We start from the raw sequence: 26,440 nt of genomic DNA, 5'->3' as shown, positions 1-26,440 counted from the left end.
TCAGCCCCCGATGTAGTGCATCTCGACCTTGCGCTCGCCGCTGGCCAGCGGCGCCTGGCCCGCGCTGCGCAGCTCCGAGTAGCGGTCGTCGCGGTCGGCCCAGATCAGGCCGATCGCGCCAGCGATCTGCGCGTCGCTCGCGCCGCTGCGCAGCAGCGCGCGCAGGTCGTGCCCGCGCGTGGCGAACAGGCACAGGTACAGCTTGCCCTCGGTCGACAGCCGCGCGCGGTTGCAGTCGCGGCAGAAGGCCTGCGTGACGCTGCTGATCAGGCCGATCTCGCCGCGGCCGTCGCGGTAGCGCCAGCGCTCGGCGGTCTCGCCGGTGTAGTTGGGCTCGACGGGCTCGAGCGGGAACACGCGGTCGATGCGCTCGAGCACCTGCGCCGACGGCAGCACGTGGTCCATGCGCCAGCCGTTGGTGTTGCCGACGTCCATGAACTCGATGAAGCGCAGCACGACGCGCCCGTCGTAGTGGTCGCGGAAGAAGCGCGCCATCGGCACGATCTCGCCGTCGTTGGTGCCGCGCTTGACGACCATGTTGACCTTGACCGGCCCGAGCCCCACGCGCATCGCCGCGTCGATGCCGTCGAGCACGCCGGCCACCGGGAAGTCGACGTCGTTCATCGCGCGGAACACCGCGTCGTCGAGCGCGTCGAGGCTCACCGTCACGCGCTGCAGCCCGGCGTCCTTGAGTGCGCGCGCCTTCTTGGCCAGCAGCGTCGCGTTGGTCGTCAGCGTCAGGTCCAGCGGTTCGCCGTCGGGCGTGCGCAGCTCGGCGAGCATCGCGATCAGCGTCTCGAGGTTCTTGCGCAGCAGCGGCTCGCCGCCGGTCAGCCGGATTTTGCGCACGCCGTGCGCGACGAACAGGCGCGCCAGCCGCGTGATCTCCTCGAAACTGAGCAGCGACGCGTGCGGCAGGAACGGGTAGCTGCCGTCGAAGATCTCCTTGGGCATGCAGTAGCTGCAGCGGAAGTTGCAGCGGTCGGTCACCGAGATGCGCAGGTCGCGCAGCGGCCGGCCCAGGCGGTCCGCGAGCAGCCCGCTCGGCGGCTGCAGCACGGCGGGAATCGCGGGCACCGCGGCGGCGTGGCGCTGGTCGGCGATCGGGATCGTGCGTTCGGCCATGCGGCCGATTGTGCCGTCGCGGCCCGGCGCGGGCGCGGCGGTGCGCCTCAGGGCCTGTCGGCGGCAGGGGCGAGCGCCGGCTCGGCGCGCACGAGTCGCTCGGCGCCGCCGAGCACGGCGCGGCGGGCGCCGTCGAAGCGGCGCGCCCAGTAGTCCACGCGCATGTCCTCGATGCGCACCTGCGCGCCGACGCGCGGCGCATGGATGAAGCGGTGCTCGCCGATGTAGACGCCCACGTGCGAGAACGGGCGCTGCAGCGTGTTGAAGAACACCAGGTCGCCGGGGCGCAGTGCATCGCGCGGCACGCCGACGAGCCCGCTCGCGTGCGCCTGCTCGTGCGCGCGGCGCGGCAGCTGCACACCGGCGGCGATGTCGAACACGTGGCGTGTGAAGCCGCTGCAGTCGAAGCCGGTCTCGCCGTTGCCGGCACGCACGTAGGGGCGGTCGAGAAAGCTCATCGCCGCCAGCACGACCTCGGGCAGGCCCGCGTGCACCGCGGCGGCCTCGGCGGCGGTGTCGCCGGCGGCCGGCACCGGCGCCGGCGGCCGCGGCGCGGACGCGCAGCCGGCGAGCACCAGTGCGATGCCCGACACGAGAGCCGCCTGCCACGTCGCCATCGCGGCAGAATAGCAGCACCCGTGCGCGATAGCCACCGTAATGTGGCGGAGAATCAACGACTTGCGCGCACTTCCGAAAGCCCCGCGACACGCCGGAGGACACCGATGTTCAAGGCCCTGCTGCTCGACAAGACCGACGCCGGCGTCACCGTGGCGCTCGCCGAACTCGACGACGCGCGACTGCCCGCCGGCGACGTGCTGCTCGGCGTCGAGTACTCGACGCTGAACTACAAGGACGGGCTCGCGATCACGAACCGCGCGCCCGTCGTGCGCCAGTGGCCGATGGTGCCCGGCATCGACGGCGCGGGCACCGTGCTCGAGAGCACGCACCCCGACTGGAAGCCCGGCGACCGCGTGGTGCTCAATGGCTGGGGCGTCGGCGAGACGCACTGGGGGTGCCTCGCGCAGCGCGCGCGCCTGAAAGGCGACTGGCTCGTGCCGCTGCCGTCTGCGTTCACGCCGCGGCAGGCGATGGCGATCGGCACCGCCGGCTACACCGCGATGCTGTGCGTGCTCGCGCTCGAGCGCCATGGCGTGCAGCCCGGCGACGGCGACGTGCTCGTCACCGGCGCCACCGGCGGCGTCGGCAGCGTCGCCGTCGCGCTGCTGGCCAGGCTCGGCTACCGCGTGACCGCGGCCACCGGCAAGACGGCCGAGGCCGACTACCTGCGCCGTCTCGGCGCCGCGACGGTGATCGACCGCGCCGAGCTCGCCGCGCCGGGCAAGCCGCTGCAGAAGGAGCGCTGGGCCGCCGTCGTCGACGCGGTGGGCTCGCACACGCTGGTCAACGCGCTGGCGCAGACGCGCTACGGCGGCGTCGTCGCCGCGTGCGGCCTCGCGCAGGGCATGGACCTGCCGGGCACGGTGGCGCCGTTCATCCTGCGCGGCGTCACGCTGGCGGGCATCGACAGCGTGATGGCGCCGATGCCGCGCCGCCGCGAGGCCTGGCAGCGGCTGGCGCGCGACCTCGACCCCACGCTGCTCGAGTCGATGACGCAGGAGATCGGCCTGGCCGACGTCGTCGACGCGGCGCAGCGGCTGATGAACGGCCAGGTGCGCGGGCGCATCGTCGTGCGCATCGGCTGACCCGAGCCCGCGCGAAGCCGCTGGCGTCGCTCAGGAGGCCGCCATCAGCAGCGCCGCGAGTGCCAGCATCACGACGCCGATCAGCACGTCGAGCGCCTGCCATGCGCGCGGCCGCGCGAACAGCGGCGCCAGCAGCCCCGCGCCGAAGCCCAGCGCCGTAAACCAGAGCATGCTCGCGAGTACGGCGCCGGCGGCGAACCACCCGCGCAGTTCGCCGAGCCGCGCGCCGACGCTGCCCACCAGCAGCACGGTGTCGAGGTAGACGTGCGGGTTCAGCAGCGTGAACGCGGCGCACTGCGCGAGCGCGGCGGCCAGCGTCACGCCGCGGCCGTCGTCGGCCACGCGCAGCGCCTGCGGGCGAAGCGCGCGCCACAGCGCGCGCAGCCCGTAGACCGCGAGGAACGCCGCGCCGCCGACCGTGAGCGCGCGCGCCAGCTGCGGCCGGTGGCCGAGCACGGTGGCCAGCCCCGCGACGCCGGCGAGCATCAGCAGCGCGTCGGCGACGATGCAGAAGACGACGATCGCGGCGACGTGCTCGCGCCGCAGCCCCTGGCGCAGCACGAAAGCGTTCTGCGCGCCGATGGCGACGATCAGCGAGCCGCCGAGCGCGAAGCCCTGCGACGCGGCGGCCCAGGAGGAGGTGGCGGCGGACATCGGCGCGCAGCATGCCCGCGGCGAGCCACGACCGCCACTTAGACTTGCTGCACCCGCTGAAGCGCCGCTGAAGCCGATGCTCGACTACACCCTGCTCGAAGCGCTGGCCGCCGTCGTGCGCGAAGGCAGCTTCGAGCGCGCCGCGCAGGCGCTGCACCTGACGCCGTCGGCGGTGTCGCAGCGCGTCAGGCTGCTCGAGCAGCGCATCGGGCAGGTGCTCGTCGTGCGCGGCGCGCCGTGCAGCGCGACCGCGGTCGGGCTGCAGCTGCTGCGCCACGTCGAGCAGGTCGCGCTGCTCGAGGCCGACCTGCGTGCCGCGCTGCCGGTGCTCGCCGAGGCCGGCGTCGGCACGCCGACGCTGCGCGTGGCCGTCAACGCCGACAGCCTCGCGACCTGGTTCGTGCCGGCGATGGCGGCGTTCTGCGCCGGCGGCGACGCGCTGCTCGACGTGAGCCTCGACGACGAGGCACACACCGCCGAGCGCCTCAAGCGCGGCGACGTGCTGGCCGCGGTGACGACGCTGGCCGCACCGGTGCAGGGCTGCCGCAGCGTCGCGCTCGGGCGCCTGCGCTACGTGGCCTGCGCGAGCCCGGGTTTCGTCGCGGCGCACTTTGCAGCCGGCATCGACGCCGCGGCGCTCGCGCGCGCGCCGTGCCTGACCTTCAACCCCAAGGACCGGCTGCAGGACCGGTGGATCGAGAGCCTGCAGGTCGGCGCGCCGGTGGCGCCGCCGCGCCACTGGCTGCCGTCGACGCACGCCTTCGTCGACGCGTGCGCGGCGGGCCTGGGCTGGGGGCTGCACCCGGCGGTGCTCGTGCGGCCGCGGCTCGAGCGCGGCGAGCTCGTCGCGCTGCGCGCCGGCCACGACTTGCATGTGCCGCTGCACTGGCAGCACCCGCGGCTCGCGTCGCCGCGGCTGCAGCGGCTGACCGACGCGGTGGTCGCCGCCGCGGCGCGCGTGCTCGAGCGCTGACGCACGTCGTCCGCGGCCGGCGCGTGGTCAGCCCGGCGGCGGCTGCCAGTCGGCGAGCCACTCGCTCGCCGGCGCGCGCGCGTGGCGCCTCACCTCGGTGGGCGTACCGATCGAGACGAAGCACACCGGCCGCTCGTCGTCGGCGAGCCCGAGGCCGCGCGCGAAGCGCGCGCTGCGCAGCGCGCGCCCCGAGGTCAGCATCGCGCCGAACCCCATCGCGTGCGCCGACAGCAGCAGCGCCATCAGCGCGGCGCCCAGCGTGACGTAGCGCTCGGGCTCGGTCACGTCGTCGTGCGCGGGCGCGAGCCGTGCGACGGCCAGCAGCAGCTCGGGCGCGCGGTGCGCCTTCGCGCGCGCGTCGGCGCGTTCGGCGGCGCCGGCCGTGGCGTCGCGTTCGAGCAGCGCCGCTTCGAACAGGTCGGCCAGCGCGTCGCGCTGCGCCGGCGCGATGCGCAGCAGCCGCCACGGCCGCAGCTCGCGGTGGTCGGGGGCGGTCGCGGCGGCCTCGACCATGCGGCGCAGCTGCTCGGCGTCGGGGCCGGGCGGCGCGAGGCGCTTGGGCGCGACCGAGAACCGGCTGCCGATCAGCGCGGCGGCGAAGTCGGCGAGGTCGTCGTCGCGGTCGGTGGCGCTGCTCATCGGGGTTGGGCCGCCACGGCGGGGCGGCGCGTGGAGACGACGATGCCGCCGACGATCAGCGCGAACGCCAGCGCGTGGTACGCGCGCGGCGGCTCGCGCAGCAGCGCGGCTTGCATCAGCGCCGCGAACAGCGGCGACAGGTTACCGAAGAAGGCCGCCACCGCCGGGCCGACGTGCGCGACGCCGCGGCCCCAGCAGTAATAGGCGATGATCGACGGGCCGACCGCCACGTAGACCACCGCGAGCACCACCGGCCACGTCCACGCGATCGGCGCCGGGTCGGCCCACGCGAGCTCGCCGGCGGCGAACGCCGCGCTCCACGCGACGCCGAACAGCGTCTGCACGAGCAGGAACTCGGCCCAGTTCCACGCCGGGCGCGCGTCGGCGCGCATCAGCGGCCCGGGGCGCGCGAGGCGCCACGTGTACAACGCCCACGTGAAGACGGCCAGCAGCATCCACAGGTCGCCGGCCACGAACTGCACCTGCACCAGCCGCGCCGGCTCGCCGCGCGACAGCACGGCCGCGACGCCGGCCAGCGACAGCAGCGCACCGGTCAGCGCGCGGCGCGTGACCGGCTCGCGGTAGACGAGCGCGCCCACCGCGAGCATCCACACCGGCGTGCTGGCGGCGATCAGCGTCACGTTCAGCGGCGTCGACGTCGTCAGCGCGGTGTACTGCAGCGTGTTGAAGCAGCCCATGCCGAGCAGCCCGAGCCAGGCCAGCTCGCGCCAGCGCGCCATCACGGCGCGGCGCGCGCCGGCGGTGGCCAGCGCGCGCCAGCCCAGCGGCAGCAGCAGCACCGCGACGAGGACCCAGCGCAGCGCGTTGAGCGTCACCGGCGGCACCTGACCCACCATCAGCCGGCCGACGATCGCGTTGGCCGCCCACAGCAGCGGCGGCAGCGTCAGCAGCACGACGAGGCGGGGCGACAGTCGCATCGGTGGTGTGCGAAACGTCGGGGGTCAGCGCGGCATCGCCGCGCCGCAGTGCCAGCACTGCTCGAACGCGCCCTCGACGCGCTCGCCGCACTGGCGGCACACCCAGTCGCGCTGCGGGGCGCGTTCGAGCGCGCGCAGCAGCTCGCGCGCGGCGTCGAGCTGCGCGTCGTCGGCGACCCAGACCTCGGGCCAGGCCTGGTCGGGCGGGATCTCGCCGGCGATGCTGCTCGTCCACTGGCGTTGCACCGTCGCCGCGATGCCGGCCTGCGCGAGCACGTCGGCCCACAGCGTGGCCACGGCGAGGTTGGGCGCGGAGGTCACGCGCCGCATCGCGCGTGGGAACATCGATTCATGATCGCAGCCATTCTCGCCGACGCCGTGCTCGTGCTGCACGCGCTGTTCATCGCGTGGGTCGTCGCGGGCGCGCTGGCCGTCGCGCGCTGGCCGCGGCTCGCCTGGGCGCACCTGCCGGCGCTCGCATGGGGGCTGTGGATCGAGGCCAGCGGCGACCTGTGCCCGCTGACGCCGCTCGAAGTCGCGCTGCGGCGCGCGGCTGGCGAGGCGGGCTACGCCGGCAGCTTCGTCGAGCATTACCTCGGCGCCATCGTCTACCCGGCCGGGCTCACGCGCGAGGCGCAGTGGGTGCTGGCCGGCGCGCTGGCGCTCGTCAACGCGTGCCTGTACGCGTGGGTGCTGCACCGCCACGCTCGCCGCGCCACGCGGCCACGGCGGATGCGCTAACCTGCGCCGCCGTGCGGCGTGGCCGTGCACCCGACCCCCTTCCACCGGAGCGAGCGATGGCCGAGACCTTGAGCAAGACCGTGATGATCGAGCAGTTCGGCGGGCCCGACGAGATGCGGCTCGTCGACGTCGCCGTCGGCGACCCCGGTCCGGGCGAGATCCGCATCCGCCACCACGCGTGCGGGCTGAACTTCATCGACGTGTACCAGCGCACCGGCCGCTATCCGAATCCGCTGCCGCTGGCACTGGGCATGGAAGCCGCCGGCGTCGTCGAGGCGGTCGGCGAGGGCGTCACGCACCTGAAGCCTGGCGACCGCGCCGCCTATGCCAGCATGCCGCCCGGCGCCTACAGCGAGCGGCGCGTGATGCCGGCCAAGTGCGTCGTCAAGCTGCCCGACGGCATCGACTTCGAGACCGGTGCGGCGATGATGCTCAAGGGCCTGACGGTGCAGTACCTGCTGAAGAAGACGCTGCCGCAAGGCGGCCTGCAGCCGGGCGACCCCATCGTGTTCCACGCCGCCGCCGGTGGGGTGGGCCTGATCGCATGCCAGTGGGCGCGCGCGCTGGGGCTGCAGCTGATCGCCACCGCCGGCAGCGACGCCAAGTGCCAGCTCGCGCTCGAGCACGGTGCGGCGCACGCGATCAACTACAACAAGGAGGACTTCGTCGCGCGCGTGCGCGAGATCACCGGCGGGCGCGGCGTCAAGGTGGTCTACGACTCGGTCGGCAAGGACACGTTCGAGCGCTCGCTCGACTGCCTGGCGCCGTTCGGCCTGCTGGCCAGCTTCGGCCAGTCGTCGGGGCCGGTGCCGCCGCTGCAGGTGGCGACGCTGGCGGCCAAGGGTTCGCTGTACGTCACGCGGCAGACGCTGTTCACGCACATCGCCACGCGCGAGAGCACGCAGGCGATGGCCGACGACCTGTTCGCCGTCGTGCTGTCGGGGCAGGTCAAGATCCGCATCGACCAGCGCTACCCGCTGTCCGACGTCGCGCTCGCGCACCGCGATCTCGAGGCGCGGCGCACCACGGGCAGCAGCGTGCTGCTGCCCTGAGGTTCGTGCGGCAGCAGCGTGCTGCTGCCCTGAGGTTCTTGGGGCAGCCGCGCGCTGCTGCCTGCCGCGCCTGAGCTCAGAAGCGCACGCGCAGCGTCACGAAGTACGCGCGGGGGGCGCCGGGTGCGACGAAGACGGCGTCGCGCTCGACGCCGGTGTAGGCGCCGCTGGCGTCGAACACGGTTTCGGCCAGGGCGCCGTAGGTCTCGTAGCGGCGGTCGAAGACGTTGTCGATGCGCAGTCCCAGCTCGATGTCTTTGCGCGGCTTCCACGCGGCGCGCAGATTGACGAGGGCATAGCCGGGCAGGCTGGCATCGAAGGCGTCGCCGCCGTCCTCGACGAGACCGTCTTCGTTGCCCTGCACGATGCGCCGCGAGCGCCAGCTGGCATCGGCACCGAGCGTCCACGCCGGCGCGACCTGCCAGTCCAGTCCCATCTTGACGGTGTGCCGCGGCAGCCCGGCCATGCGCATGCCTGGCGTGACCTCGACATTGCGCTCGCCGATACGCAGCGTGCCGTCGGCCTGGTAAGTGGCCTCGAGCAGGCTGTAGGCGGCCCACGCGCGCACGGCGCCGAAGCGGCCGTCCCATTGGACGTCGAGGCCCTGGTGCCGCGTCTTGTCGAAGTTGCGGAAGTAGCCGAGCTGGCTGGTCGCGCTGACGCTGGTGAACAGGATGTCGTCGCGGTTGTCGGTGCGGTACAGCGACAGCGCGATGCGCTGTGCATCCGTCACGCGCCAGCGCGCGCCGACTTCGACGGTGGTCGATTTCACCTGCTTCAGGTACGGGTCGCTCTGCAGCCCGGCCGGCAGGCGGCACGGCTCGTCGGGGTCGGCGCAGCCGAGTTCGATCACGGTGGGCACGCGCGTGTTGCGCGCCACGTTGCCGAACAGCGTCAGCGACGGCGTCAGCTGGTGCGCCAGGCCCAGCGCCGGATTCAGGCTGCGGTACGTGAAGCGCTCCCGCGGCTTTTCTTCCAGCAGGCCGGTGTCGTCGTCGACGGTGGTCAGCGTGTTGCTGACACGCGCGTGGTTGTAGCGCGCCGAGGCCGTCAGCGCGGTGGCCGGTGCCAGCCGCCAGGTGTCCATCGCCCACAGGCCGAAGGCCAGCGACCGGCCGCGCACCTTCGCGCTGAGTTCGGGCGGCTCGTCGGGATCGCCGATGACGCCGCGCGAGGCGGTGAACTCGCCTTCCTGTTCGGTCTGTTCGTAGCGCGTGCGTCCGGCGTCGAGCGACGCGCCGACCTGCAGCTGATGGCTGCCGACGCTGCGTGACACGCTGGCGGCGACGCCGCCCGTGAGCTGCGTCGTGCGCGAGCCGTTCAGCGACGCTTCGGCATCGCCGTCGTCGGCAGCGTCGCCGTTGACGGTGCGGCGGCGGCTCGAGCGCACGTAGGCCAGCAGGTCGAGCTCGGTGGCGGCATCGATCGCGTGGCGGGCGTTGAATGCCAGCTGCAGCAGCTCGTTGCGCGTCAGGTCGGGGTGCGTGTAGATCGCACTGCGCCGCGCGGCGTACAGGTCGGGCTCGGTGTCGATGTCGCCGCCGTCGTCGTCGAGGGTGTAGGCGGGCACGAGGCCGTTGCCGATCAGACGGCTGCGTCCGGCCAGCAGTCCGAGCGACCAGTCGGTGTCGCCCTGGCTGCGGCCGACCTTGGCGAAGACCAGGCCGATGCGGCCGTCGGAGTGATCGCGCCAGCCGTCCTCGGCGAACGCCGTGCCGGCGACGTAGTGGTGCCAGCCGTCGTCGCCGGCGCGCCCGTGCGACGCGTCGAGGCGCTTGCGGCCGAAGCTGCCCAGCGTCAGATCGGCGCGCGTGCCGGCCGCCCGGCGGCCGTCGAGCGTCGTCAGTGAAATCGCGCCGCCAAGGGTATTCAGGCCGAACGCCGGGTTGGCGCCGGGCACGAGCGCGACGCTGTCGAGCGCGTACTCGGGCACGAGGTCCCATTGCACGATGTCGCCGAAAGCCTCGTTGATGCGCACGCCGTCGAGATACACCGACAGCCCCTGCGCGGCGCCCAGCAGCCCCGAGGCGCGGAAGCCGCGGTAAGTGAGGTCGCCCTGGTAGGGGCTGCCCTGGATGTCGTTGCGCTGCACACCGGGCAGCCGGCGGTCGAACAGGTCGATCAGGTTGTCGCTGCCGGCGCCGTCGATCTCGGCACGGCGCAGGACCTGCGTGCCGTAGGGCAGCCAGTTGCGGTCGATGCCCTGGCCGGGCAGCGGCGCCGTGCCGATGATTTCCACGGTGGCGGCCGGCGTCTGGGCGTGCAGCGCCGCCGGCATCAGGGCGGCGATGCACGCTGCCGCGAGCGCAGCGGGTCGTAGGGGGGTGAACGCGTGCCGGCGGCGCGCGATGCAAAGCAGTCGAGCGGTCATGGTCTCCTCGTCGTCGATGTCGCTGGGGCGCGGACGCGCCCGTAACGGCAATGCAGCTGCCGTGCCCGCGTGCCCGGGAAAAGCTCCCGATCGCCGGCGGCGTGCTCTCGCGGCGTCGCCGCGGGTGCGGGACCGACAATGCGCGCACGATGCAACGCTCGACACCCCTTGCCACCGTGCTTGGCGCTCAGGCCCGCGCCGACGCCGCGGCCGTGGCGCCCACCGTGTCGCTCACGCGGCTGATCGTCCGGCGCTCGGCGCTCATCGTCGTCATCGTCGTCGTGCTCGCGCTCGTGCTCGCGTGGGCGCGCACCGAGCGCGACGTCGGCGACGAGCTCGGCGGTGCGATGGTGCTGGCGCAGCTGGCCGCGACACTGTCGACGGCCCACACGCGCAGCGACGACGACGTGCTCGCGCAGCTGCATGCGCTCGAGGCGGCGCAGCGCCTGCGTCACCTGCGGCTCGTCGTGCACGACGCGCAGGGGCGCACCGTGTATGCCAGCGACGCCGTCGGGCCGACCGCGGCCGATGCGCGCACGCCTGCCGTGCAGTGGGATCTGCCGCGGCCGTCGGCGCCGGCGTGGCGCGTCACGCTGCAGCCGGCGCCGGACAGCGAGCGCGCCGAAGCCCTGGCCAGCACCATCGAGTCGCTGCTCATGATGTTGCTGCTGGCCGCCGGTGCGCTGGCGGCGATGGCGTGGAGCGTGCGGCGCGCGCTGGCGCCGCTCGACGCAATGCGTCACGCCATCGTGCGCGCCGAATCGCACGACCGCGACGCTTTGCGCCACCTGCCGCCGATGCCGGTGACCGAGCTCGAGGCCGTCGCGGCGACGCTGCGCCACCTCGCGCAGGCGCTCGACGCGGCGCAGCAGCGCCAGCGGCTGCTGACGCAACAGCTGCTCGGCGTGCAGGAAGAAGAGCGCCAGCGCATCGCGCGCGAACTGCACGACGAACTCGGCCAGCGGCTGACGGCGCTGCGCGCCGACGTCGCCTGGCTGGCGCGCCGCCTCGACGAGCGCGGGGGCTGCTTCGGCGACGAGGTGCGCACCGTGCTCGCCGGCATCGCCGAGCATGGCGAATGTCTGCAGCGCGAGGTCCGCGACCTGCTCTCGCGGCTGAATCCGCTCGGCGGCGACGGCGCGGCGCCGACGCTGCGGCGTCTGGGCGAGCGCATCGAGGCGCTGGCGGCGGGCTGGCACGGCGTGCGCCAGGGCTTGCGCGTGACGGTGCACGTCGGCCACGGCGACGCGGTGGCCGACGTCGCGCTGCCGGGGCCGCTGGCGCTGACGGTCTACCGCATCACGCAGGAAGCGCTGACGAACGTCGCGCGGCATGCGCAGGCCACGCGCGCGCACGTGGAGCTGCAGCTGCACGGTGACGCGAAGCGGCCGCAGACCCTTCACTGGCGTGTCGAAGACGACGGCGTGGGCATCGACGACCTCGATGCCGCCTGGCGCCGCGGCAGCGGACTGGCCGGCCTGCACGAGCGCGTGTGGGCGCTCGGAGCGCGGCTGGAGTGCGAGCCGCTGCATCCCGCAGGGCAGGGCCGCCCCGGGTTGCGGCTGAGCGCGCGCTTCGCGTTCGACGCGTGGCCCGGCGGCCGCGTGGCAGGAGGCGCCTGATGCTGCGCATCGCACTGGCCGACGACCACGCCGTCGTGCGCGCCGGCTACCGCCGCCTGATCGAACTCGAGTCCGACATGACCATCGTGGCCGAGTTCGCCGACGCCGACGCCACCTACGCCGGCCTGTATGCCCTCGACGGGGCGCTCGACGTGCTCGTGCTCGATCTGGCGATGCCCGGGCGCAGCGGTCTGGACCTGCTGCGGCGCACGACGCTGCGCTGGCCGGCGCTGCACGTGCTCGTGTTCTCGATGCACGACGCGCCGGCGCTGGTGCACCAGGCGCTGGCGGCGGGCGCGGCGGGCTACGTCACGAAGTCGAGCGAACCGGCGCTGCTGGTCGACGCGCTGCGGCGCGTGGCGCGCGGGCAGCAGGCGCTGTCACCCGACGTCGCGCCAGATGCAGCCGGCGTGCCGTGCGACGGCGCACCGCACCTGCGACTGGGCGCGCGCGAACTGGACGTGCTGCGCCTGCTGCTCGACGGCTGTCCGCTGCCCGAGATCGCGCGGCGGCTGCACCTGAGCCCGAAGACGGTGGCCAATCACCAGAGTGCGATCCGGGCCAAGCTCGGCGTGTCCAGCGCGGTCGAGCTGCTGCGCTATGCGCGCCGCCACGGCCTGCTGGTGGACTGAGAGGGCGCCCCGGCCACCGGCCGCACGGCGTGCGTCACGCCGGCGGCGGATCGGCCACGGCCGCGCGGTAGGCGTGCCAGCTCGCGTGTCCGATGACGGGGCCGACCACGACCAGCCCGACGAACCACGGCAGCATCGCGAGCACGACGAGCACGGTGATCACGGCACCCCAGAGGATCATCACCAGCGGCTGCGTCAGCACGAGCCGCAGGCTGGTCAGGCCCGCGGTGATCGCGTCGGTCTGGCGGTGCAGGATCATCGGCATCGCGACGACGCTCACCGCGAAGATCAGCCCGGCGAAGACGCCGCCGACCGCGAGGTAGGCGACGATGAACTGCACGTTCTCGGGGTCGAGCAGCGCGCGGATCGAGCCCTTGAAGTCGGGCATGCCGTCGAAGCTGACCGCGAACACGACGAGCGCGGCGCGGCCCCACAGCATCTCGAGCACGAGCAGCACGAAACCGAAGATCGCCAGCGTGCCGGTGCGCGTCTGCCACGCGAGCAGCGAGTCGCCGAAGTCGGGCTTCTCGCCGCGCTCGAGCCGCAGGCTGGTCTGGTACAGCCCGAGGCACAGGAACGGCCCCATCAGCAGGAAGCCGGCCGACAGCGCCAGCGTGTACGCCGGCGCGTGCTCGAACACGCGCAGCAGCGCCCAGCCCATGACCATGAAGCACGCGCCGTAGAACAGACCGATGAACGGCGCGCGCGCGAAGTCGCGCGTGCCCAGCGCGAGCCAGCGCACCGGCGCCGACAGCGGCAGCCGGTTCAGCGCGATCGAGAACGCCGACGGCGATGGCTGCGGCGGGGCCGGCGCCTCGGTCGCGGCGCGTTCGGGCGCCGCCTGCGGCGGGGTCGGTGGCGAAGACGGGGCGGTCTGCATGCCGGGCAGGGTAGGCGCGGCGCGCCGCATCGTCCATCGGGCCGACCCCCACCCGGCGGCCGGTGCGGTTCAGCGCTTCGGCCACCCGACGGTCTGCGACAGCAGCACCTGCTGGTCGGGGTCGAGGCCGAGCGCGTCGGCGATCGCGGCGCGGTCGATCCACGCGCGGATCACGGCGGCCAGCCCGGCGCTGGCGGCGAACAGGTACACGTTCTGCGCGATCGCGCCGGCCGACGCAGCGGCATACAGGCTGCGCTGCTCGGCCGGCACCATGCGCTGGCGGCGGTGGTCGGCGACGTAGACCAGGTGGGCCGTTGACGCCGTCGGCGGCCCACAGCAGGTCGGCGAGCACCTGCGGTGGCAGCGGCGTCGAGGCGAACTCGCGCGACGAGCGGCGGTGCGCGAGCGCGGCCATCAGCGGCATGCTGCCGTGGCGCTGCGGGCGCGGCAGGCGGATCTGCGCGGCGGCGTCGCCGGCAGCGGGCCTCGGGCGCAGCTGGCCCATCAGGCCGAGCGCGAGCTTGGTCAGCGTCGTCATTGCGGTCCTCCGGTGTCGCGCTCGTAGACGAGCAGCAGGTTGTTCGCCGGCATCGCGACGCGCTCGCGCCGGCGCAAGCCCGCGCACCGCGCCTGCGTGTCGACGTCGTCGAGTGCGCGCAGCCCCCACGCCGGGTCGCGCTGGCGCAGGTCGGCGTCGAACGCGAGGTTGCTCGGCGCGGTGGGCACGTCGTGCTCGACGAACGGCCCGTAGACGATCAGCAGGCCCTGCGGCGCCAGGTGGCGCGCGGCACCGGCCATCAGCGCCGCGCACGCGCTCCACGGCGCGATGTGCAGCAGGTTCGCGACGTAGATCGCGTCGACGCGCGGCGGCGCGCCGCGCCACTCGGCGTCGTGCACGTCCAGGCGCAGCGGCGGCCGCACGTGGGGCAGGCCGGCGCACCACGCGGCGATCGACGCCAGCGCGTCGGGCGACGGGTCGCTCGGCTGCCAGGTCCAGCCCGGCAGCGCGGCGGCGAAGTGCGCCGCGTGCTGGCCGGTGCCGCTGGCGATCTCGAGCGCGACGCCGCGCGGCGGCAGCACGCGCTGCAGCACCGCGAGGATCGGCTCGCGGTTGCGCTCGGCCGCGGGGCTGTGGCGGCGGGCCTCGGGGACGGCAGCAGGGTCCATCGCGCGAGCATAGGACGCCGGTCGTGCCGCGGCCAGCGGGCGACGACAATCGCCGCCACCATCGCCCGAGTCCCAGATGCCTGCCGCCAGCCTGCTCGCCCTGCTCGACGACGTCGCCAGCGTGCTCGACGACGTCGCGACGATGACCAAGGTCGCGACGAAGAAGACCGCCGGCGTGCTCGGCGACGACCTGGCGCTCAACGCGCAGCAGGTCAGCGGCGTGCGCGCCGACCGCGAGCTGCCGGTGGTGTGGGCGGTGGCGCGCGGCTCGCTCGTCAACAAGGCCATCCTCGTGCCGGCGGCACTGGCCATCAGCGCGCTCGCGCCGTGGGCCGTGACGCCGCTGCTGATGGTCGGTGGCGCGTTCCTGTGCTACGAGGGGGCCGAGAAGCTGTGGCACGCGTGGCGCGGCCCCGACGCGGCGGACGCGGCCGACGCCGGGCCGCGGGCCAAGCGCCTGCAGGCGCTGGCCGACCCGCAGGTCGACCTCGTGCAGCTCGAGCGCGACAAGATCCGCGGCGCGGTGCGCACCGATCTCGTGCTGTCGGCCGAGATCATCGCGATCACGCTGGGGGCGGTGGCCGCGTCGCCGTTCGCGACGCAGGTCGCGGTGCTGGTGGCCGTCGCGCTGCTGATGACGGTGGGCGTCTACGGCTTCGTCGCCGGCGTCGTCAAGCTCGACGACCTCGGGCTGTACCTCAGCCGCCTCGATGGCGAGCGCGCCGCCGCCCGGCGCGCGCTCGGTCGCGGCATCCTGCGCGCGGCGCCGTGGCTGATGAAGGCGCTGTCGGTGGCCGGCACCGTCGCGATGTTCCTCGTCGGCGGCGGCATCGTCGTGCACGGCGTGCCGGCGCTGCATCACGCGGTGGCCTCGCTCGCCGCGCTGGCGCCGGGCGCGGCGCTGACGTGGCTGGCGGCGCTGCTGCCGACGCTGTTCGACGCGCTGGTCGGCGTCGTCGTCGGGGCCGTCGTGCTGCTCGTCGTCGCGGCGGTGCAGCGCGTGCGGCGCGCGCCGGCGGCGGGCTGAGCGCTCAGCCGCCGTCGCAGCGCGTGAAGCGCGCGCCGGCCAGCGGGGCCCAGCGTCCCGAGGCGACCTCCACCGACAACTCTGCGGCGACCGCCGCCGCGGCCGGGGGGGCCGCGGCACGCAGCCACAGGGCGCCCTCGTCGCGCGCCGCCAGCGCGAGGTGGGTGCCGTCGACGCGGCCGGCCAGCCCGCGGTCGTCGAGCCGCGCGTCGACGTGCTGGTGCTGCTGCAGCAGCCGCAGCGTGCGCCCGGCCGCCGCGCCGCGCCCGCACCAGCGGCCTGCGACGCGCGCCGGCACGACCCACAGGTGCAGCGTGCTGCGCCTGTCGCGCCCGACCGGCTTGTCGGGGGCGTCGACGACGACGCTGCGGTCGGGGCGCCAGTCGCCGAGGTCGTAGTCGTGCGAGACGATGCGCGTGCCCGGCGCGAGCGCGAGCAGCCGAGGGCGCAGCTGCAGGTTGACCTCGGGCAGCAGGTACATCGTGACGACGGTGGCGCGCGACAGGTCGGTCGTGAACAGGTCCTCGGTGCGGAACTCCACGCGGTCGGCGACGCCGGCGAGCACCGCGCTGCGGCGGCTGCGCTGCACGAGGTCGTCGACGATCTCGACGCCCAGGCCGGTGGCGCCGAAGCGGCGCGCGGCGAGGATCACGATGCGCCCGTCGCCCGAGCCGAGGTCGATCACGTGGTCGCCGCGGCGCACGCCGGCGAGTTCGAGCATCGCCAGCGTGACGTTGTCGGGCGTGACGACGAACGGCACGTCGGTGTCGGCGGCCGCCGGGCGGGCGAGCAGCGCTGCGGTCAGCAGCGCGCCGGCGAGCAGCGCGGCACGCCACGCCGCGTGCCGCGGCGCCATCGGCGCGCCGGACACCGGCAGAGGTTGCTGAACGGGGGGTCGCGGGCGGGCGTGGCGTTCGGACACGGAATTGATCCAAGTTGGCGCAGCCGCGCCGGGTATCCACGGGCTTGGCCGGCCGTGGCGCAGGCCCTGAAATCGGCAGCTCGCCACGTTCGATTGTCGTGCCGACCACGACCCCTGCGGCATGAACCCCTCACGCCCGAACCTCGAAGACCGCCGCCGATGGCTGCGCCGGCTGGCCGGCCTCGGTGCGACCGGCGCGCTGCCGCTGCTGGCGCCTGCGCTCGCGGCGCCCGACCCGTTCGAGGGCGACCCGTTCAAGTCGCATCCGTGGCCCGACATGCGCCGCGAGTTCCTCGGCAAGGACGCCCGCGTGCAGTTCGACGACCGGGTCAAGGTGAGCGGGCCGAAGTTCGCCGAGGACCCGATGAACGTGCCGATCAGCGTGCGCACCGACCTGCGCGACGTCGAGCAGATCACCGTCGTCGTCGACCGCAACCCGATCCGCAAGGTGCTCGACTACTGGCCGCTGCAGGCGCTGCCGGCGATCTCGTTTCGCTTCAAGCTCGAACAGGCGTCGCCGGTGCGCGCCGCGGTGCGCACGAAGGACGGCGTGTGGCACGTCGGCGGCACCTGGGTCGATTCGAGCGGCGGCGGCTGCACGGTGTCGGGTGTCACACGCAACGACGGCAGCTGGGTGCGCACGCTCGGCCAGGTGCACGCGCGCATGTTCGCGTCGAGCCCGGTGGGCGACGCCGCGGCGCGGCTGCGGCTGCAGGTGATGCACCCGATGGACACCGGGCTCGTCGGCGGCATCCCTGCGTTCTACGTCAACCGGCTGTCGGTGCGCGACGGCGACGACCGCGAGCTCGCCCGCCTGGCCACTTTCGAGCCGGTCAGCGAGAACCCGGTGTTCTCGTTCGACTTCCCGGTGCCGCCCAAGGGCGGCGTGCGCGTCGTCGGCAGCGACAACGGCGGCAACCGGATCCAGTCGCGCGTGCCGTCGCCATGAAGCAGACGACGATTTCGGCACTGGTGCTGGGCCTGCTGCTGGCCACTGCGTCGGCCCTGGCCGGCGGGCCGCGCGCCGACGAGAAGACGCTCGACTACCGGCTGCAGGCGCGCGCACTCGCCCCCGGCGTCTACGTCGTCGAGGGCGACAACGACGACTTCTCGCGCGCCAACGGCTGCAACATCATCAACACCGGGTTCATCGTCACCGGCGCCGGTGTCGTCGTCGTCAACACGGGCCCGAGCCGCCGCTACGGCGAGCAGCTGCGTGCGCTGATTGCACGCACGACGACCGAGCCGGTGGTCGAGGTGATCCACCTCAACCTGCACCCCGACTACTTCCTCGGCAACCAGGCGTTCGCCGACGTGCCGCGGCGCGCGACGACGGCCACGCGCGAGGGCATGGCGCGCGAGGGCAAGGCCTACGAGGACAACCTCTACCGGCTGTGCGGCGATTGGATGAAGGGCACCGAGGTGCTGCTGCCCGACGCGCCGGTGGCTGCCGGCACGTGGCGCGTCGGTGCACGCGAATTCGAGCTGATCGAACTGGCCGGCCACACCGACAGCGACCTCGTGCTCGTCGACCGTGCGAGCGGCGTCGCTTTCGTCGGCGGTCTCGTGTTCGTCGACCGCATCCCGACGACGCCGCACGCGCGCATCGACCGCTGGCTCGCGAGCCTGGACGCGCTGCCCGCGGCGCGCTGGCGCACGCTGGTGCCTAGCCACGGCCCGGTGCGCGACGACGCGCTCGGCGTCGAACAGACGCGGCGCTACCTGACCTGGCTCGACCAGCACCTGGCGCGCGCGGCGGCGGCCGGCGACGACCTCACCGACGTGCTCGCCGCGCCGGTGCCGGCCGAGTTCCGCGGCTGGGCCGCGTTCGGCACCGAGTACCTGCGCAACGTCACCCACCTGTACCCCGGCCACGAGCGCGCGGTGTTGCAAGGCGGGGCGTCGCGCTGAGCGGTGTTCACGTCGCTGCGCTGTGCAACGGTGGAACACCGCCTTGCGGGTAACCCCGCAAGTCCGGGGCGTTCGAAGTGGCTGGCGGCGCTGGCACGCGGATTGCCCTGAGCAGCACGTTCGGTGGCGATGGTGGCGCCGACGCTGATTGGTGTGACCTGGAGGAGAGATCGATGCGATTGAAGCTGACGACCCTGCTGGTGGGTGCCGCGATGGCCTCGCTGGCGGCCCATGCGACGGTCACGGATCAGATGATCCGCGACGACGCGAAGACGACGAGCGACGTGCTGAGCTGGGGCATCGGCACCCAGGGCCAGCGCTACTCGCCGCTGAAGACGATCAACAGCAGCAACGTCGCGCGCCTGGTGCCGATGTGGTCGTACTCGTTCGGCGGCGAGAAGCAGCGCGGCCAGCAGTCGCAGCCGCTGATCCACGACGGCGTGATGTACGTCACGGCGTCGTACTCGCGCATCTACGCGCTCGACGTCAAGACCGGCAAGCGGCTGTGGAAGTACGAGCACCGGCTGCCCGAGGGCATCATGCCGTGCTGCGACGTCATCAACCGCGGCGCGGCGCTGTACGACAACCTCGTGATCTTCGGCACGCTCGATGCGCAGCTCGTCGCGCTCGACCGCAAGACCGGCGACGTCGTCTGGAAGGAGAAGATCGACGACTACAGCGCCGGCTACAGCTACACCGCCGCGCCGCTGATCGCCGACGGCCTGCTGCTGACGGGCGTCTCGGGCGGCGAGTTCGGCGTCGTCGGCCGCGTCGAGGCGCGCAACCCGAAGACGGGCGAGAAGGTGTGGGTGCGCCCGGTCGTCGAAGGCCACATGGGCTACCGCTACGACAAGGACGGCAAGGCGATCGAGAACGGCGTCTCGGGCACCCCCGGCAAGACCTGGCCGGGCGACCTGTGGAAGACGGGCGGCGCCGCGACCTGGCTCGGCGGCACCTACGACCCGCGCACCGGCCTGGCGTACTTCGGCACCGGCAACCCGGCGCCGTGGAACAGCCACCTGCGCAAGGGCGACAACCTGTACTCGTGCTCGACGGTGGCCATCGACGTTAAGACCGGCCAGATCAAGTGGCACTACCAGAACACGCCCAACGACGGCTGGGACTTCGACGGCGTCAACGAGTTCGTGACGTTCGACGACGGCAACCGCATCCTCGGCGCCAAGGCCGACCGCAACGGCTTCTTCTACGTCAACGACGCGCGCACCGGCGAACTCGTCAACGCGTTCCCGTTCGTCAAGAAGGTCACCTGGGCCACCGGCATCGACCTCAAGACCGGGCGCCCGAACTACGTGCCCGAGAACCGCCCCGGCGACCCGACCGCGAGCGCCGACGGCAAGAAGGGCAGCGTCGTGTTCGCCGCGCCGAGCTTCCTCGGCGGCAAGAACCAGATGCCGATGGCGTACAGCCCCGACACGAAGCTGTTCTACGTGCCGTCCAACGAGTGGGGCATGGAGATCTGGAACGAGCCGATCACCTACAAGAAGGGTGCGGCCTACCTCGGCGCCGGCTTCACGATCAAGACGATCAACGACGACTACATCGGCGCGCTGCGCGCGATCGACCCGAAGACGGGCAAGATCGTGTGGGAGGTCAAGAACGAGGCCCCGCTGTGGGGCGGCGTGCTGGCCACCGGCGGCAACCTCGTGTTCTGGGGCACGCCCGAGGGCTACCTGAAGGCCGCCGACGCCAAGACCGGCAAGGTGCTGTGGCAGTACCAGACCGGCTCGGGCGTCGTCGCGCCGCCGGTGACGTGGGAAGACAAGGGCGAGCAGTACATCGCCGTCGTCTCCGGCTGGGGCGGTGCGGTGCCTCTGTGGGGTGGCGACGTGGCCAAGAAGGTCAACTACCTCGAGCAGGGCGGCATGGTGTGGGTCTTCAAGCTGATGAAGTGAGGACCTGAGCCGGTGCGTCTGGCACCGGCCGGACGGGGGGCTGCGGCGACGCAGCCCCTTTTTCTTGCGCGCCCGCGCCGTGCGCCGCGGGTCCGCGTGCGTCGCGACGCACCCGCTGCCGTGGCGTGCGGCTTACTGCCAGGCCACGAGCTCCATCGTCAGCGTGCCGCCGTGGACGAACGCGTAGCGCGCCGGCTCCTCGCGCGTCAGGCGCACGAGGCCGGGGCCGGGGCAGTACCACTCGGTGGTCACCAGCGGCAGGTCGCGCCAGCCGGCCACCGAGTCGGCGAACATGTGCACGCTGGCGACGCCGCGCACGCGCAGGCAGCGCGCGAAGCGGCCGGCGGGCGTCTCGACGACTTCGTCGGTGGCCTCGATCTGGTAGTGCATCGCCACCGGCGGCACGACGTGGCGCAGTTCGGGCGGGAAGTCGGCGCGCCGTCGCAGCAGGTACGTCGTCGTCGGCGCCTGCCACTGCGTGCCGACGCGGTACGGCGCCTTGAGCACGTAGCGGCGCTGCGCGTCGGGCCGCGGCTCGGCGTCGAGGTCGCTCTTGCTCGCGACGCGGTAGATGCCGCTGTCGTCGGCGCGCAGCCAGTAGTCGACGCCGTCGTCGCTGCGCCGCCGCCACGCCGGGCCGTCGTCGAGCGCCTCGCGGCCGAGCGTGCGCAGCCGCAGCGTCTCGTGCTCGACGGCGGCCGAGTCGTCGCGCTCGCTCGTCACGCGGTACGTCCACTCGTGGCCGGCGTCGAGCGGGAACAGGGCCTCGCCTGCCGGTGCGCGGCAGCCGGCCAGCGCGGCAGCGGCCAGCGCGAGCGCGGCCAGAGGCCGGGACGGGTGGGCGAGCGTTGCCGTCATTTCTCGGGCAGTTGCGGCACCGGCAGGTCGCGGATCCTGATCTCCTGCGCCTCGCTGCCGGGCCGCAGCCACGACAGGCCCTGCGCGCCGCGCCGCGGCTCGGCGGTGCCGAGCTGGCTGATGCCCTGGCGAACCTTCTTCAGCGCGTCGTTGAGCAGCGCGTGCAGGTCCTTGCTGTACGGCAGCCGGTAGGCGCGCGGCTCGGGGGCGGGCTTGCCGTCGACGAGCTCGTGGACCCAGACGTACAGCGCGCCCGGCGTCGTCTTGCCGGGCTCCTCGATGACGGCGGCGAGCAGCACGAAGCGCTCGGGCAGCGGCTCGCGGCTCGGGCGCCCCCACACGTCGCCCAGCGTGGCCGACGCCGCGAACCACAGCCCCACGGCGCCGGCGACGACGGCCGCGCGCGCCCATCCCGGCCAGCGCGAGAAAAGCAGCGCGAGCGCCGCCGCGAACACCACGGCGACGTAGAGCCACAGCAGGACGTCGGTGCCGCTCACGAGCGCTCCACGATCGACTTCGGCAGCGTGTTGACGTCGCGCACCCCGCCGTCGCGCTCGACGGTGAAGCGCACCGCGGTGGCCTCGTCGCCCTTGCGCGCGAGGTCGACGCTGCCGTAGAAGACGACGCTCGCGCGCGGGTTGACCTTGACGACCGAGACGTTGACCGTCACCGGCTGGCTGTTGCGGCTTTCGTAGTAGTGCACGTTGACGGTGTACTCGCCGGGCGCGAAGCCGCGGATCGTCACCACCTCCTGGTTCAGCGGATTCACGATCTGGCGGCCGTCGATCACGATCGTGTCGTTGGTCATCCCGCGGTCGTCGCGGTCCAGGTGCATCATGCCGCCTTCGCGCGCGCGGAACCACACGAGGTTGCCCGCCGGGTCCTGGACCCAGGTGTCGATGTCGTTGGGGTCCATGTCCGGCCACGTCACGGTGACGATGAACTCGGCCTTGGCGTCGATCACGCCGGTGCGCGCCTTCGGGTTCATCGCCACCAGCGCCACTGCGAACAGCAGCACGAAGACCAGCAGCGTGTTGAACAGCAGGTCGCTGAACGGGTCGAGGTCGTCGTGGCGGCGCCGGCGCAGGTAGGCCATCGCTGCTTCAGCCTAGATCCGGCAGTTGGGCGCGCCTGAGCGGGCCGTCATCGGGCGCGCTGGCAAGGCGCGAACCGCAGCGATGGCGCGGGCCATCGCGAGGATTCGCAACGCCGCCAGCGTGCCCGAGGGCGGCTCGATCGGGTGCGCAGCGTCCTCACCCAAGAGGTGACCGTCCGCGTGGGCGAAAACACCAAGCATGAGAGGAGGGGGTGCATGCAAATCGAGCGGCCGACTGCCGGATCTGGGGTCAGCCCAGCTCCCCGCCGGCGATCGACGCCGCGACGCGGTCGGCCAGACGGTCGAGCAGCAGCAGCTGCAGCCCGAGCCAGAGGTTGGCGACGAGGCCCACCAGCGTCGTGTACAGCGCGATCGCCATCCCCTCGGTCATCTGCTTGAGCAGCAGCTGCACCTCGGCGAGCTCGAACACCTGGCTCGCAGCCAGCCGCGACGCCATCACGATGAAGCCGACGACGGTGCCGAGCAGGCCGAGCTTGATCGCCGAGGCGGCGAACCACCACGCCGTCTCGTGCGGGCCGTGGCTGCGCTCGGCCAGGCGCTGCGCGGCCTGCGGGTCGGCACCGCCGCCCTCGAGCCGCCACAGGCGCGCCCATTCGCCGTCGGGCGCGGCCTCGCGGGCCAGTCGCCACGCGCGCCGTCCGCACCACGCGGTCACGGCCAGCGCGAGCGCGACGATCAGCAGGCTGATGCGGCTCGGGTCGCGCTCGACGAGCAGCGTCCAGCCACCGGCGCGCGCGACCTGCCAGCCGACGAACAGCGCCAGCGCCGTGTGCAGCACCCAGGCCCAGAACAGGCCCTGCGCGAGCGTGCGCGTGCCGCTAGCGGCGACCGTGCCGCCACCGCGCCGGATCGCGACGTCGAGCAGCGCCTTCACGCCTTCGGCTCCGTCGCGCTGGCAGCCGCATGCGGCGGCGCAGCGGTCACAGCTCGATCTCCATGCCGGCGTAGGCGATCTCGATCGTCCGTGCGCCCGGCACGCCAGTGCAGCCGCTGGCAGCCAGCGGCTGCAGCAGCACCTTGCGCGCGGCACGCGCTTCGAACAAGGCGGCGATCCACGGCGGCGGCAGCGTCCCCGCGGGCCCTTCGCGCCACACGCGGCAATCGCCGCCGACGATCACGCAGTCGCTGTCGTCCATCCAGGGAGCCGGCGGCGTCGAGGCCTTGTCGAGGGCGGGGGCGTAGAACAGCTGGTGGCCGCTCGCGGCGTCGCGCACGACGAGCGCGATCGCCTCGCCGGCGCCGCTGCCTTGCCCGGCGTCGAGACCCACCGCGGTGAAGTCCAGCGACGGCCAGGCGTCGATGCGAAAGCGCGCGAGCTGCGCGTCACCGGCCACCGCGACGAGGCGCCAGTGCACGTCGCAGTAGTGCTGCAGCACCGGCAGCACCGGCAGCCCGACCGTCAGCTGCTCGAACACCGCCGGCGTCGCGTACAGGTCGATCGGGTGACCGTCGCGCAGGCTCAGCAGCCCGCTCGCGTGGTCGGCGCGCGCGTCGGTCAGCACGACGGCGATCGGCTCGTCGCGGCTCGGCGGCTCCAGCGCGTCGGGCACCGCGCCGGCGGCGTCGAGCATCAGCCAGTGGTGGCCATCGACCGACAGGCCCAGGCCCGGCCGCTGGGTGGGCCGCTTCGGTGGCGGGCCGAGGACGACGATCTTCACCGCGATCGTCCGCAGGTGCGGACCGTTGTCGGTGGCAGGTTCGGCGCGGCGGCCATCGGATCTCCCTCGCAATCGTGTTGTGTCTGGTGACGGTTCCGGACCGCAGCGCCGCGCCCTGCAGGCGATGCATGCGGCCATGCGCTGCGATCGTGAGCAAGAGCCATGCCGCCAACAGGCCCTGCCGGATGGCTGGTGCGTGCAGGTCCGGCGGCTGCGGCTGGACCGCGATCGCCGGCGCCATGCCGCGCCGGCACGGGGCAGGGCCGGGCGCTCGCCGAGGCGTCAGTTCCGGTTCCAGCGCAGCTTGCGGTAGATCGTGTTGCGGCTGATGCCCAGCCGCTTCGACGCTTCCGAGATGTTGCCGCCCACCGCCTCGAGCGTGAGGCGGATCGTCTCGATCTCGATCTCCTCGAGCGAGCGGCCGGCCACCGGTGGCGCGGCGGGCAGGGTCGGCGCCGGCGGCGGTACCGGGCGCGGTGGCGGCACGGGCGGCGCCGCGACGGCCGGCGCCGCCGGGAACTCGTCGCCGGCCTGCGCCGCGGCCGCGCGTGCGTCGTCGAGGAAGTCGTCGCTGAGGTGCTCGACCGTGATCGTCGGCTGCCCGGCGGCCATCACGGCGGCGGTGCGCAAAACGTTAAACAGCTGGCGCACATTGCCCGGCCAGCGGTACGCCTGGAACAGCCGCACGACCTCGGGGCTGAGCTGCAGCGGGCGCTGCGGCGACTCGCGCTCGAGGATGCGCCGCGCCAGCGCCATCAGGTCGGTGCGCTCGCGCAGCGGCGGCAGCCGCACCGCCAGCCCGTTGAGGCGGTAGTACAGGTCCTCGCGGAACGTGTGGGCGGCGATCATCTCGCGCAGGTTGCGGTGCGTCGCACAGATGATCGCGACGTCGACGCCGATCGACTTGGTGCTGCCCAGCGGCGTGACCTGGCGCTCCTGCAGCACGCGCAGCAGGTGCGCCTGCAGCGGCAGCGGCATGTCGCCGATCTCGTCGAGGAACAGCGTGCCGCCGTTGGCCTGCACGATCTTGCCCACCGCACCCTTGCGCCGCGCGCCGGTGAACGCGCCTTCCTCGTAGCCGAACAGTTCGGCCTCGATCAGCGTCTCGGGGATCGACGCGCAGTTGACGGCGACGAACGGCTGCCGCGAGCGGCGCGAGTCGTGGTGGATCGCGCGCGCCAGCAGTTCCTTGCCGGTGCCGGTTTCGCCGAGGATCAGCACCGGGATGTCGCGGTCGAGCACGCGGCGGATCTTGGCGACGACCTGCTCGATCTGGGCGTCGCCGGTCTGCAGCTGCGCGAGGCCCGAGGGCGACGCATCGCGCGCCGATGCGGCCGGCGCGCCGGCCGGCGGCGCCGCGGGCGCAGCCGGCTCGGCGGCGGCCGGCGGGGTCCGGGGCCGGTCGGGCAGGTCGTGCCAGACCGGAAAGTTGAAGCGCGCGACGACGTGGAACTGGCGCCCGCCGGGCGTCGTGACCGCCACTGGCGTGGCCAGCGGCGAGCGGAACTGGTCGACCAGCGCGCCGACGCTGGTGCCGAACAGCGACACCAGTGTGTGCATGCGCACCGCGGCGCTGCTCATGCCGAGCTGGTCGAGCGCGCCGCGGTTGGCGCCGACGATGCGTCCCTCGGGGGAGACGGCGAGGATGCCCTCCATCAGCGTGCCGATGAACTCCACCCGGCTGTGGAAGTGCAGCCGCATCACGTGGCGGAAGTCGTCGTTGAGCCAGTGGTTCTCGATCATCCGCGCCGACATCTTCACCAGCCCCATCGTGTGCTGGTGGTAGCTGCGGTGGTCGCCGGTGACGTCGAGCACGCCGAGGATGTTGCCGCGCGGGTCGAGGATCGGCGCGGCCGAGCAGGTGAGGAAGTGGTTGGCGTGCAGGAAGTGCTCGTCGGCGTGGACGAGCGTGGGCGCCTCGTCGACGAGCGCCGTGCCGATCGCGTTCGTGCCCTTGGCGGGCTCGGACCAGTTGACGCCGGGCTGCAGCGCGACCTTCTGCGCCTTCGCGAGGAAGTCGTCGTCGCCGATCGCGTGGATGATCGTGCCGGTGGCGTCGCACAGCACGACCATGCTCTCGGTGTTGACGATCTGCTCGTAGAGCATCTCCATCACCGGCGCGGCGTGGCTGTACAGCCGCAGGTTGCGCTCGCGCACGATGCTGAGGTCGGAGCGGCCGAGCGGCGCGTGATCGGGGCGCTCGATGCGTGACAGCCCGAACGCCGCGCAGCGCTCGTGCGACTGCTTGATCGCGTCGATGTGCCCCGGATGCGGTACGGTGGCGGTCAGCGAGGCCGCACGCCCCTCGCGCTCGGCACGCATGCGCCCGGCCACGCCGGTGGCGAATGTTCGGTAGGCAGGCATCCTTCGTCTCCTCTACTGCAGCGGGCGCGGCTTCGCTGTCCGCGTCCCAGGCGCGAGTGTTCCACATGCTGCATCGCGAACCTGAACCGTTCCTGATCGGAACACGGGCCCCGGGCCGACCCCGACGCGGCGCGGCGCGGCCGGCGCCGCGGCCGATGGCACGTGGTTTGCAA

The 26,440-nt window shown here is 73.4% G+C and carries 27 protein-coding genes; 10 read left to right on the top strand and 17 right to left on the bottom strand.

The features are described from left to right. The gene (gene moaA, locus MOJ79_RS12505; protein ID WP_241924462.1) at positions 1–1,125 is read right to left on the bottom strand and encodes a GTP 3',8-cyclase MoaA; all 1,125 of its coding nucleotides are present in this window, start codon (positions 1,123–1,125) and stop codon (positions 1–3) included. A gap of 47 nt (positions 1,126–1,172) precedes the next feature. Continuing rightward, a complete protein-coding gene (locus tag MOJ79_RS12500; RefSeq protein WP_241924461.1) occupies positions 1,173–1,742 on the bottom strand; it encodes a C40 family peptidase in 570 nt (189 codons plus the stop codon). A gap of 105 nt (positions 1,743–1,847) precedes the next feature. On the opposite strand from MOJ79_RS12500, the gene acuI reads away from it, so the two are divergent. Further along, complete coding sequence (acuI, locus tag MOJ79_RS12495; RefSeq protein WP_241924460.1) at positions 1,848–2,828, top strand: acrylyl-CoA reductase (NADPH); 981 nt, start codon at positions 1,848–1,850, stop codon at positions 2,826–2,828. A 30-nt stretch (positions 2,829–2,858) separates the two neighbouring features. Here the strand turns inward: acuI and MOJ79_RS12490 are convergent, their stop codons facing one another. Next, complete coding sequence (locus tag MOJ79_RS12490) at positions 2,859–3,482, bottom strand: LysE/ArgO family amino acid transporter (RefSeq protein WP_241924459.1); 624 nt, start codon at positions 3,480–3,482, stop codon at positions 2,859–2,861. A 76-nt stretch (positions 3,483–3,558) separates the two neighbouring features. Between MOJ79_RS12490 and MOJ79_RS12485 the strand changes: the two genes are divergently transcribed. Further along, positions 3,559–4,455 carry a LysR family transcriptional regulator ArgP gene (locus MOJ79_RS12485; protein ID WP_241924458.1) on the top strand — a complete coding sequence of 299 codons (897 nt, stop codon included), beginning with the start codon at positions 3,559–3,561 and terminating at the stop codon, positions 4,453–4,455. Positions 4,456–4,482: 27 nt separating this feature from the next. Here the strand turns inward: MOJ79_RS12485 and MOJ79_RS12480 are convergent, their stop codons facing one another. Genes MOJ79_RS12480 through MOJ79_RS12470 form a run of 3 tightly spaced genes read right to left on the bottom strand, consistent with a single transcriptional unit; the run spans position 4,483 to position 6,362 of the window. Next, on the bottom strand, positions 4,483–5,094 hold the full coding sequence (locus MOJ79_RS12480; protein WP_241924457.1) for a nitroreductase family protein: 612 nt from the start codon (positions 5,092–5,094) through the stop codon (positions 4,483–4,485). Next, positions 5,091–6,032, bottom strand: coding sequence for a DMT family transporter (locus MOJ79_RS12475; protein WP_241924456.1), 942 nt, complete (start codon positions 6,030–6,032; stop codon positions 5,091–5,093). Before MOJ79_RS12475 ends, MOJ79_RS12480 begins: the two co-directional genes overlap by 4 nt. Positions 6,033–6,056: 24 nt before the next feature. Next, positions 6,057–6,362: a putative signal transducing protein gene (locus MOJ79_RS12470; RefSeq protein ID WP_241924479.1), complete on the bottom strand. Its 306-nt coding sequence runs from the start codon at positions 6,360–6,362 to the stop codon at positions 6,057–6,059. Positions 6,363–6,383: 21 nt separating this feature from the next. Between MOJ79_RS12470 and MOJ79_RS12465 the strand changes: the two genes are divergently transcribed. Then, positions 6,384–6,773, top strand: coding sequence for a DUF2784 domain-containing protein (locus tag MOJ79_RS12465; RefSeq protein WP_241924455.1), 390 nt, complete (start codon positions 6,384–6,386; stop codon positions 6,771–6,773). Between the two features lie 56 nt (positions 6,774–6,829). After that, positions 6,830–7,825 (top strand): quinone oxidoreductase family protein, encoded by a 996-nt coding sequence (locus MOJ79_RS12460; protein ID WP_442863122.1) that lies wholly within the window; start codon positions 6,830–6,832, stop codon positions 7,823–7,825. 76 nt (positions 7,826–7,901) lie between these two features. Here the strand turns inward: MOJ79_RS12460 and MOJ79_RS12455 are convergent, their stop codons facing one another. Then, positions 7,902–10,196: a TonB-dependent receptor gene (locus MOJ79_RS12455; protein ID WP_241924454.1), complete on the bottom strand. Its 2,295-nt coding sequence runs from the start codon at positions 10,194–10,196 to the stop codon at positions 7,902–7,904. A 149-nt stretch (positions 10,197–10,345) separates the two neighbouring features. Between MOJ79_RS12455 and MOJ79_RS12450 the strand changes: the two genes are divergently transcribed. Together MOJ79_RS12450 and MOJ79_RS12445 are read left to right on the top strand one after the other, a co-directional pair. Continuing rightward, positions 10,346–11,818, top strand: coding sequence for a sensor histidine kinase (locus tag MOJ79_RS12450; RefSeq protein WP_241924453.1), 1,473 nt, complete (start codon positions 10,346–10,348; stop codon positions 11,816–11,818). Next, entirely contained in the window at positions 11,818–12,450 is a 633-nt protein-coding gene (locus MOJ79_RS12445) for a response regulator transcription factor (RefSeq protein ID WP_241924452.1), read from the top strand. The genes MOJ79_RS12450 and MOJ79_RS12445 overlap by 1 nt, the downstream gene beginning before the upstream one ends. A 34-nt stretch (positions 12,451–12,484) precedes the next feature. Here MOJ79_RS12445 and MOJ79_RS12440 read toward each other — a convergent pair whose 3' ends face one another. The 3 genes from MOJ79_RS12440 to MOJ79_RS12430 form a co-directional block, all read right to left on the bottom strand. Then, on the bottom strand, positions 12,485–13,330 hold the full coding sequence (locus MOJ79_RS12440) for a DUF2189 domain-containing protein (protein ID WP_241924451.1): 846 nt from the start codon (positions 13,328–13,330) through the stop codon (positions 12,485–12,487). Between the two features lie 69 nt (positions 13,331–13,399). Further along, positions 13,400–13,603 carry a nitroreductase family protein gene (locus MOJ79_RS19105; protein WP_336606324.1) on the bottom strand — a complete coding sequence of 68 codons (204 nt, stop codon included), beginning with the start codon at positions 13,601–13,603 and terminating at the stop codon, positions 13,400–13,402. A gap of 261 nt (positions 13,604–13,864) precedes the next feature. Continuing rightward, positions 13,865–14,497 carry a DUF938 domain-containing protein gene (locus tag MOJ79_RS12430; protein ID WP_241924450.1) on the bottom strand — a complete coding sequence of 211 codons (633 nt, stop codon included), beginning with the start codon at positions 14,495–14,497 and terminating at the stop codon, positions 13,865–13,867. A gap of 76 nt (positions 14,498–14,573) precedes the next feature. On the opposite strand from MOJ79_RS12430, the gene MOJ79_RS12425 reads away from it, so the two are divergent. Then, positions 14,574–15,524: a DUF808 domain-containing protein gene (locus MOJ79_RS12425; RefSeq protein ID WP_241924449.1), complete on the top strand. Its 951-nt coding sequence runs from the start codon at positions 14,574–14,576 to the stop codon at positions 15,522–15,524. 4 nt (positions 15,525–15,528) lie between these two features. Here MOJ79_RS12425 and MOJ79_RS12420 read toward each other — a convergent pair whose 3' ends face one another. Continuing rightward, positions 15,529–16,380 (bottom strand): SAM-dependent methyltransferase, encoded by an 852-nt coding sequence (locus MOJ79_RS12420; protein WP_241924448.1) that lies wholly within the window; start codon positions 16,378–16,380, stop codon positions 15,529–15,531. A gap of 187 nt (positions 16,381–16,567) precedes the next feature. Between MOJ79_RS12420 and MOJ79_RS12415 the strand changes: the two genes are divergently transcribed. The 3 genes from MOJ79_RS12415 to MOJ79_RS12405 all read left to right on the top strand — a co-directional run bounded on the left by MOJ79_RS12415 (position 16,568) and on the right by MOJ79_RS12405 (position 20,270). Beyond that, on the top strand, positions 16,568–17,395 hold the full coding sequence (locus MOJ79_RS12415; protein WP_241924447.1) for a quinoprotein dehydrogenase-associated SoxYZ-like carrier: 828 nt from the start codon (positions 16,568–16,570) through the stop codon (positions 17,393–17,395). After that, positions 17,392–18,357, top strand: a complete 966-nt coding sequence (locus MOJ79_RS12410) for a quinoprotein relay system zinc metallohydrolase 1 (RefSeq protein ID WP_241924446.1) — start codon at positions 17,392–17,394, stop codon at positions 18,355–18,357. Before MOJ79_RS12415 ends, MOJ79_RS12410 begins: the two co-directional genes overlap by 4 nt. A 173-nt stretch (positions 18,358–18,530) precedes the next feature. Next, on the top strand, positions 18,531–20,270 hold the full coding sequence (locus MOJ79_RS12405) for a PQQ-dependent methanol/ethanol family dehydrogenase (protein WP_241924445.1): 1,740 nt from the start codon (positions 18,531–18,533) through the stop codon (positions 20,268–20,270). 132 nt (positions 20,271–20,402) lie between these two features. Here the strand turns inward: MOJ79_RS12405 and MOJ79_RS12400 are convergent, their stop codons facing one another. From MOJ79_RS12400 to MOJ79_RS12375, 6 genes are all read right to left on the bottom strand, one after another. Then, complete coding sequence (locus tag MOJ79_RS12400; RefSeq protein WP_241924444.1) at positions 20,403–21,128, bottom strand: hypothetical protein; 726 nt, start codon at positions 21,126–21,128, stop codon at positions 20,403–20,405. Then, the gene (locus tag MOJ79_RS12395) at positions 21,125–21,625 is read right to left on the bottom strand and encodes a hypothetical protein (protein ID WP_241924443.1); all 501 of its coding nucleotides are present in this window, start codon (positions 21,623–21,625) and stop codon (positions 21,125–21,127) included. Before MOJ79_RS12395 ends, MOJ79_RS12400 begins: the two co-directional genes overlap by 4 nt. After that, positions 21,622–22,224, bottom strand: a complete 603-nt coding sequence (locus tag MOJ79_RS12390; protein ID WP_241924442.1) for a hypothetical protein — start codon at positions 22,222–22,224, stop codon at positions 21,622–21,624. The genes MOJ79_RS12395 and MOJ79_RS12390 overlap by 4 nt, the downstream gene beginning before the upstream one ends. A 250-nt stretch (positions 22,225–22,474) precedes the next feature. Beyond that, positions 22,475–23,119, bottom strand: coding sequence for a MotA/TolQ/ExbB proton channel family protein (locus MOJ79_RS12385; RefSeq protein WP_241924441.1), 645 nt, complete (start codon positions 23,117–23,119; stop codon positions 22,475–22,477). Between the two features lie 46 nt (positions 23,120–23,165). Continuing rightward, positions 23,166–23,903, bottom strand: coding sequence for an MBL fold metallo-hydrolase (locus MOJ79_RS12380; RefSeq protein ID WP_241924440.1), 738 nt, complete (start codon positions 23,901–23,903; stop codon positions 23,166–23,168). Between the two features lie 282 nt (positions 23,904–24,185). After that, positions 24,186–26,267: a sigma-54-dependent Fis family transcriptional regulator gene (locus tag MOJ79_RS12375; RefSeq protein WP_241924439.1), complete on the bottom strand. Its 2,082-nt coding sequence runs from the start codon at positions 26,265–26,267 to the stop codon at positions 24,186–24,188. Positions 26,268–26,440 lie beyond the last annotated feature (173 nt).

The sequence above is a fragment of the Calidifontimicrobium sp. SYSU G02091 genome (assembly GCF_022631395.1).
Classification (GTDB): Bacteria; Pseudomonadota; Gammaproteobacteria; order Burkholderiales; family Burkholderiaceae_C; genus Calidifontimicrobium; species Calidifontimicrobium sediminis.
Note: the sequence above shows the minus strand (reverse complement) of the source record. Positions and strands in the feature narration are given on the sequence as shown.

Bases quoted from the DNA above. Each gene is read 5' to 3' on its own strand.
- moaA (WP_241924462.1), bottom strand. From the start codon at position 1,125: ATGGCCGAACGCACGATCCCGATCGCCGACCAGCGCCACGCCGCCGCG.
- MOJ79_RS12500 (WP_241924461.1), bottom strand. From the start codon at position 1,742: ATGGCGACGTGGCAGGCGGCTCTCGTGTCGGGCATCGCACTGGTGCTC.
- acuI (WP_241924460.1), top strand. From the start codon at position 1,848: ATGTTCAAGGCCCTGCTGCTCGACAAGACCGACGCCGGCGTCACCGTG.
- MOJ79_RS12490 (WP_241924459.1), bottom strand. From the start codon at position 3,482: ATGTCCGCCGCCACCTCCTCCTGGGCCGCCGCGTCGCAGGGCTTCGCG.
- MOJ79_RS12485 (WP_241924458.1), top strand. From the start codon at position 3,559: ATGCTCGACTACACCCTGCTCGAAGCGCTGGCCGCCGTCGTGCGCGAA.
- MOJ79_RS12480 (WP_241924457.1), bottom strand. From the start codon at position 5,094: ATGAGCAGCGCCACCGACCGCGACGACGACCTCGCCGACTTCGCCGCC.
- MOJ79_RS12475 (WP_241924456.1), bottom strand. From the start codon at position 6,032: ATGCGACTGTCGCCCCGCCTCGTCGTGCTGCTGACGCTGCCGCCGCTG.
- MOJ79_RS12470 (WP_241924479.1), bottom strand. From the start codon at position 6,362: ATGCGGCGCGTGACCTCCGCGCCCAACCTCGCCGTGGCCACGCTGTGG.
- MOJ79_RS12465 (WP_241924455.1), top strand. From the start codon at position 6,384: ATGATCGCAGCCATTCTCGCCGACGCCGTGCTCGTGCTGCACGCGCTG.
- MOJ79_RS12460 (WP_442863122.1), top strand. From the start codon at position 6,830: ATGGCCGAGACCTTGAGCAAGACCGTGATGATCGAGCAGTTCGGCGGG.
- MOJ79_RS12455 (WP_241924454.1), bottom strand. From the start codon at position 10,196: ATGACCGCTCGACTGCTTTGCATCGCGCGCCGCCGGCACGCGTTCACC.
- MOJ79_RS12450 (WP_241924453.1), top strand. From the start codon at position 10,346: ATGCAACGCTCGACACCCCTTGCCACCGTGCTTGGCGCTCAGGCCCGC.
- MOJ79_RS12445 (WP_241924452.1), top strand. From the start codon at position 11,818: ATGCTGCGCATCGCACTGGCCGACGACCACGCCGTCGTGCGCGCCGGC.
- MOJ79_RS12440 (WP_241924451.1), bottom strand. From the start codon at position 13,330: ATGCAGACCGCCCCGTCTTCGCCACCGACCCCGCCGCAGGCGGCGCCC.
- MOJ79_RS19105 (WP_336606324.1), bottom strand. From the start codon at position 13,603: ATGGTGCCGGCCGAGCAGCGCAGCCTGTATGCCGCTGCGTCGGCCGGC.
- MOJ79_RS12430 (WP_241924450.1), bottom strand. From the start codon at position 14,497: ATGGACCCTGCTGCCGTCCCCGAGGCCCGCCGCCACAGCCCCGCGGCC.
- MOJ79_RS12425 (WP_241924449.1), top strand. From the start codon at position 14,574: ATGCCTGCCGCCAGCCTGCTCGCCCTGCTCGACGACGTCGCCAGCGTG.
- MOJ79_RS12420 (WP_241924448.1), bottom strand. From the start codon at position 16,380: ATGGCGCCGCGGCACGCGGCGTGGCGTGCCGCGCTGCTCGCCGGCGCG.
- MOJ79_RS12415 (WP_241924447.1), top strand. From the start codon at position 16,568: ATGAACCCCTCACGCCCGAACCTCGAAGACCGCCGCCGATGGCTGCGC.
- MOJ79_RS12410 (WP_241924446.1), top strand. From the start codon at position 17,392: ATGAAGCAGACGACGATTTCGGCACTGGTGCTGGGCCTGCTGCTGGCC.
- MOJ79_RS12405 (WP_241924445.1), top strand. From the start codon at position 18,531: ATGCGATTGAAGCTGACGACCCTGCTGGTGGGTGCCGCGATGGCCTCG.
- MOJ79_RS12400 (WP_241924444.1), bottom strand. From the start codon at position 21,128: ATGACGGCAACGCTCGCCCACCCGTCCCGGCCTCTGGCCGCGCTCGCG.
- MOJ79_RS12390 (WP_241924442.1), bottom strand. From the start codon at position 22,224: ATGGCCTACCTGCGCCGGCGCCGCCACGACGACCTCGACCCGTTCAGC.
- MOJ79_RS12375 (WP_241924439.1), bottom strand. From the start codon at position 26,267: ATGCCTGCCTACCGAACATTCGCCACCGGCGTGGCCGGGCGCATGCGT.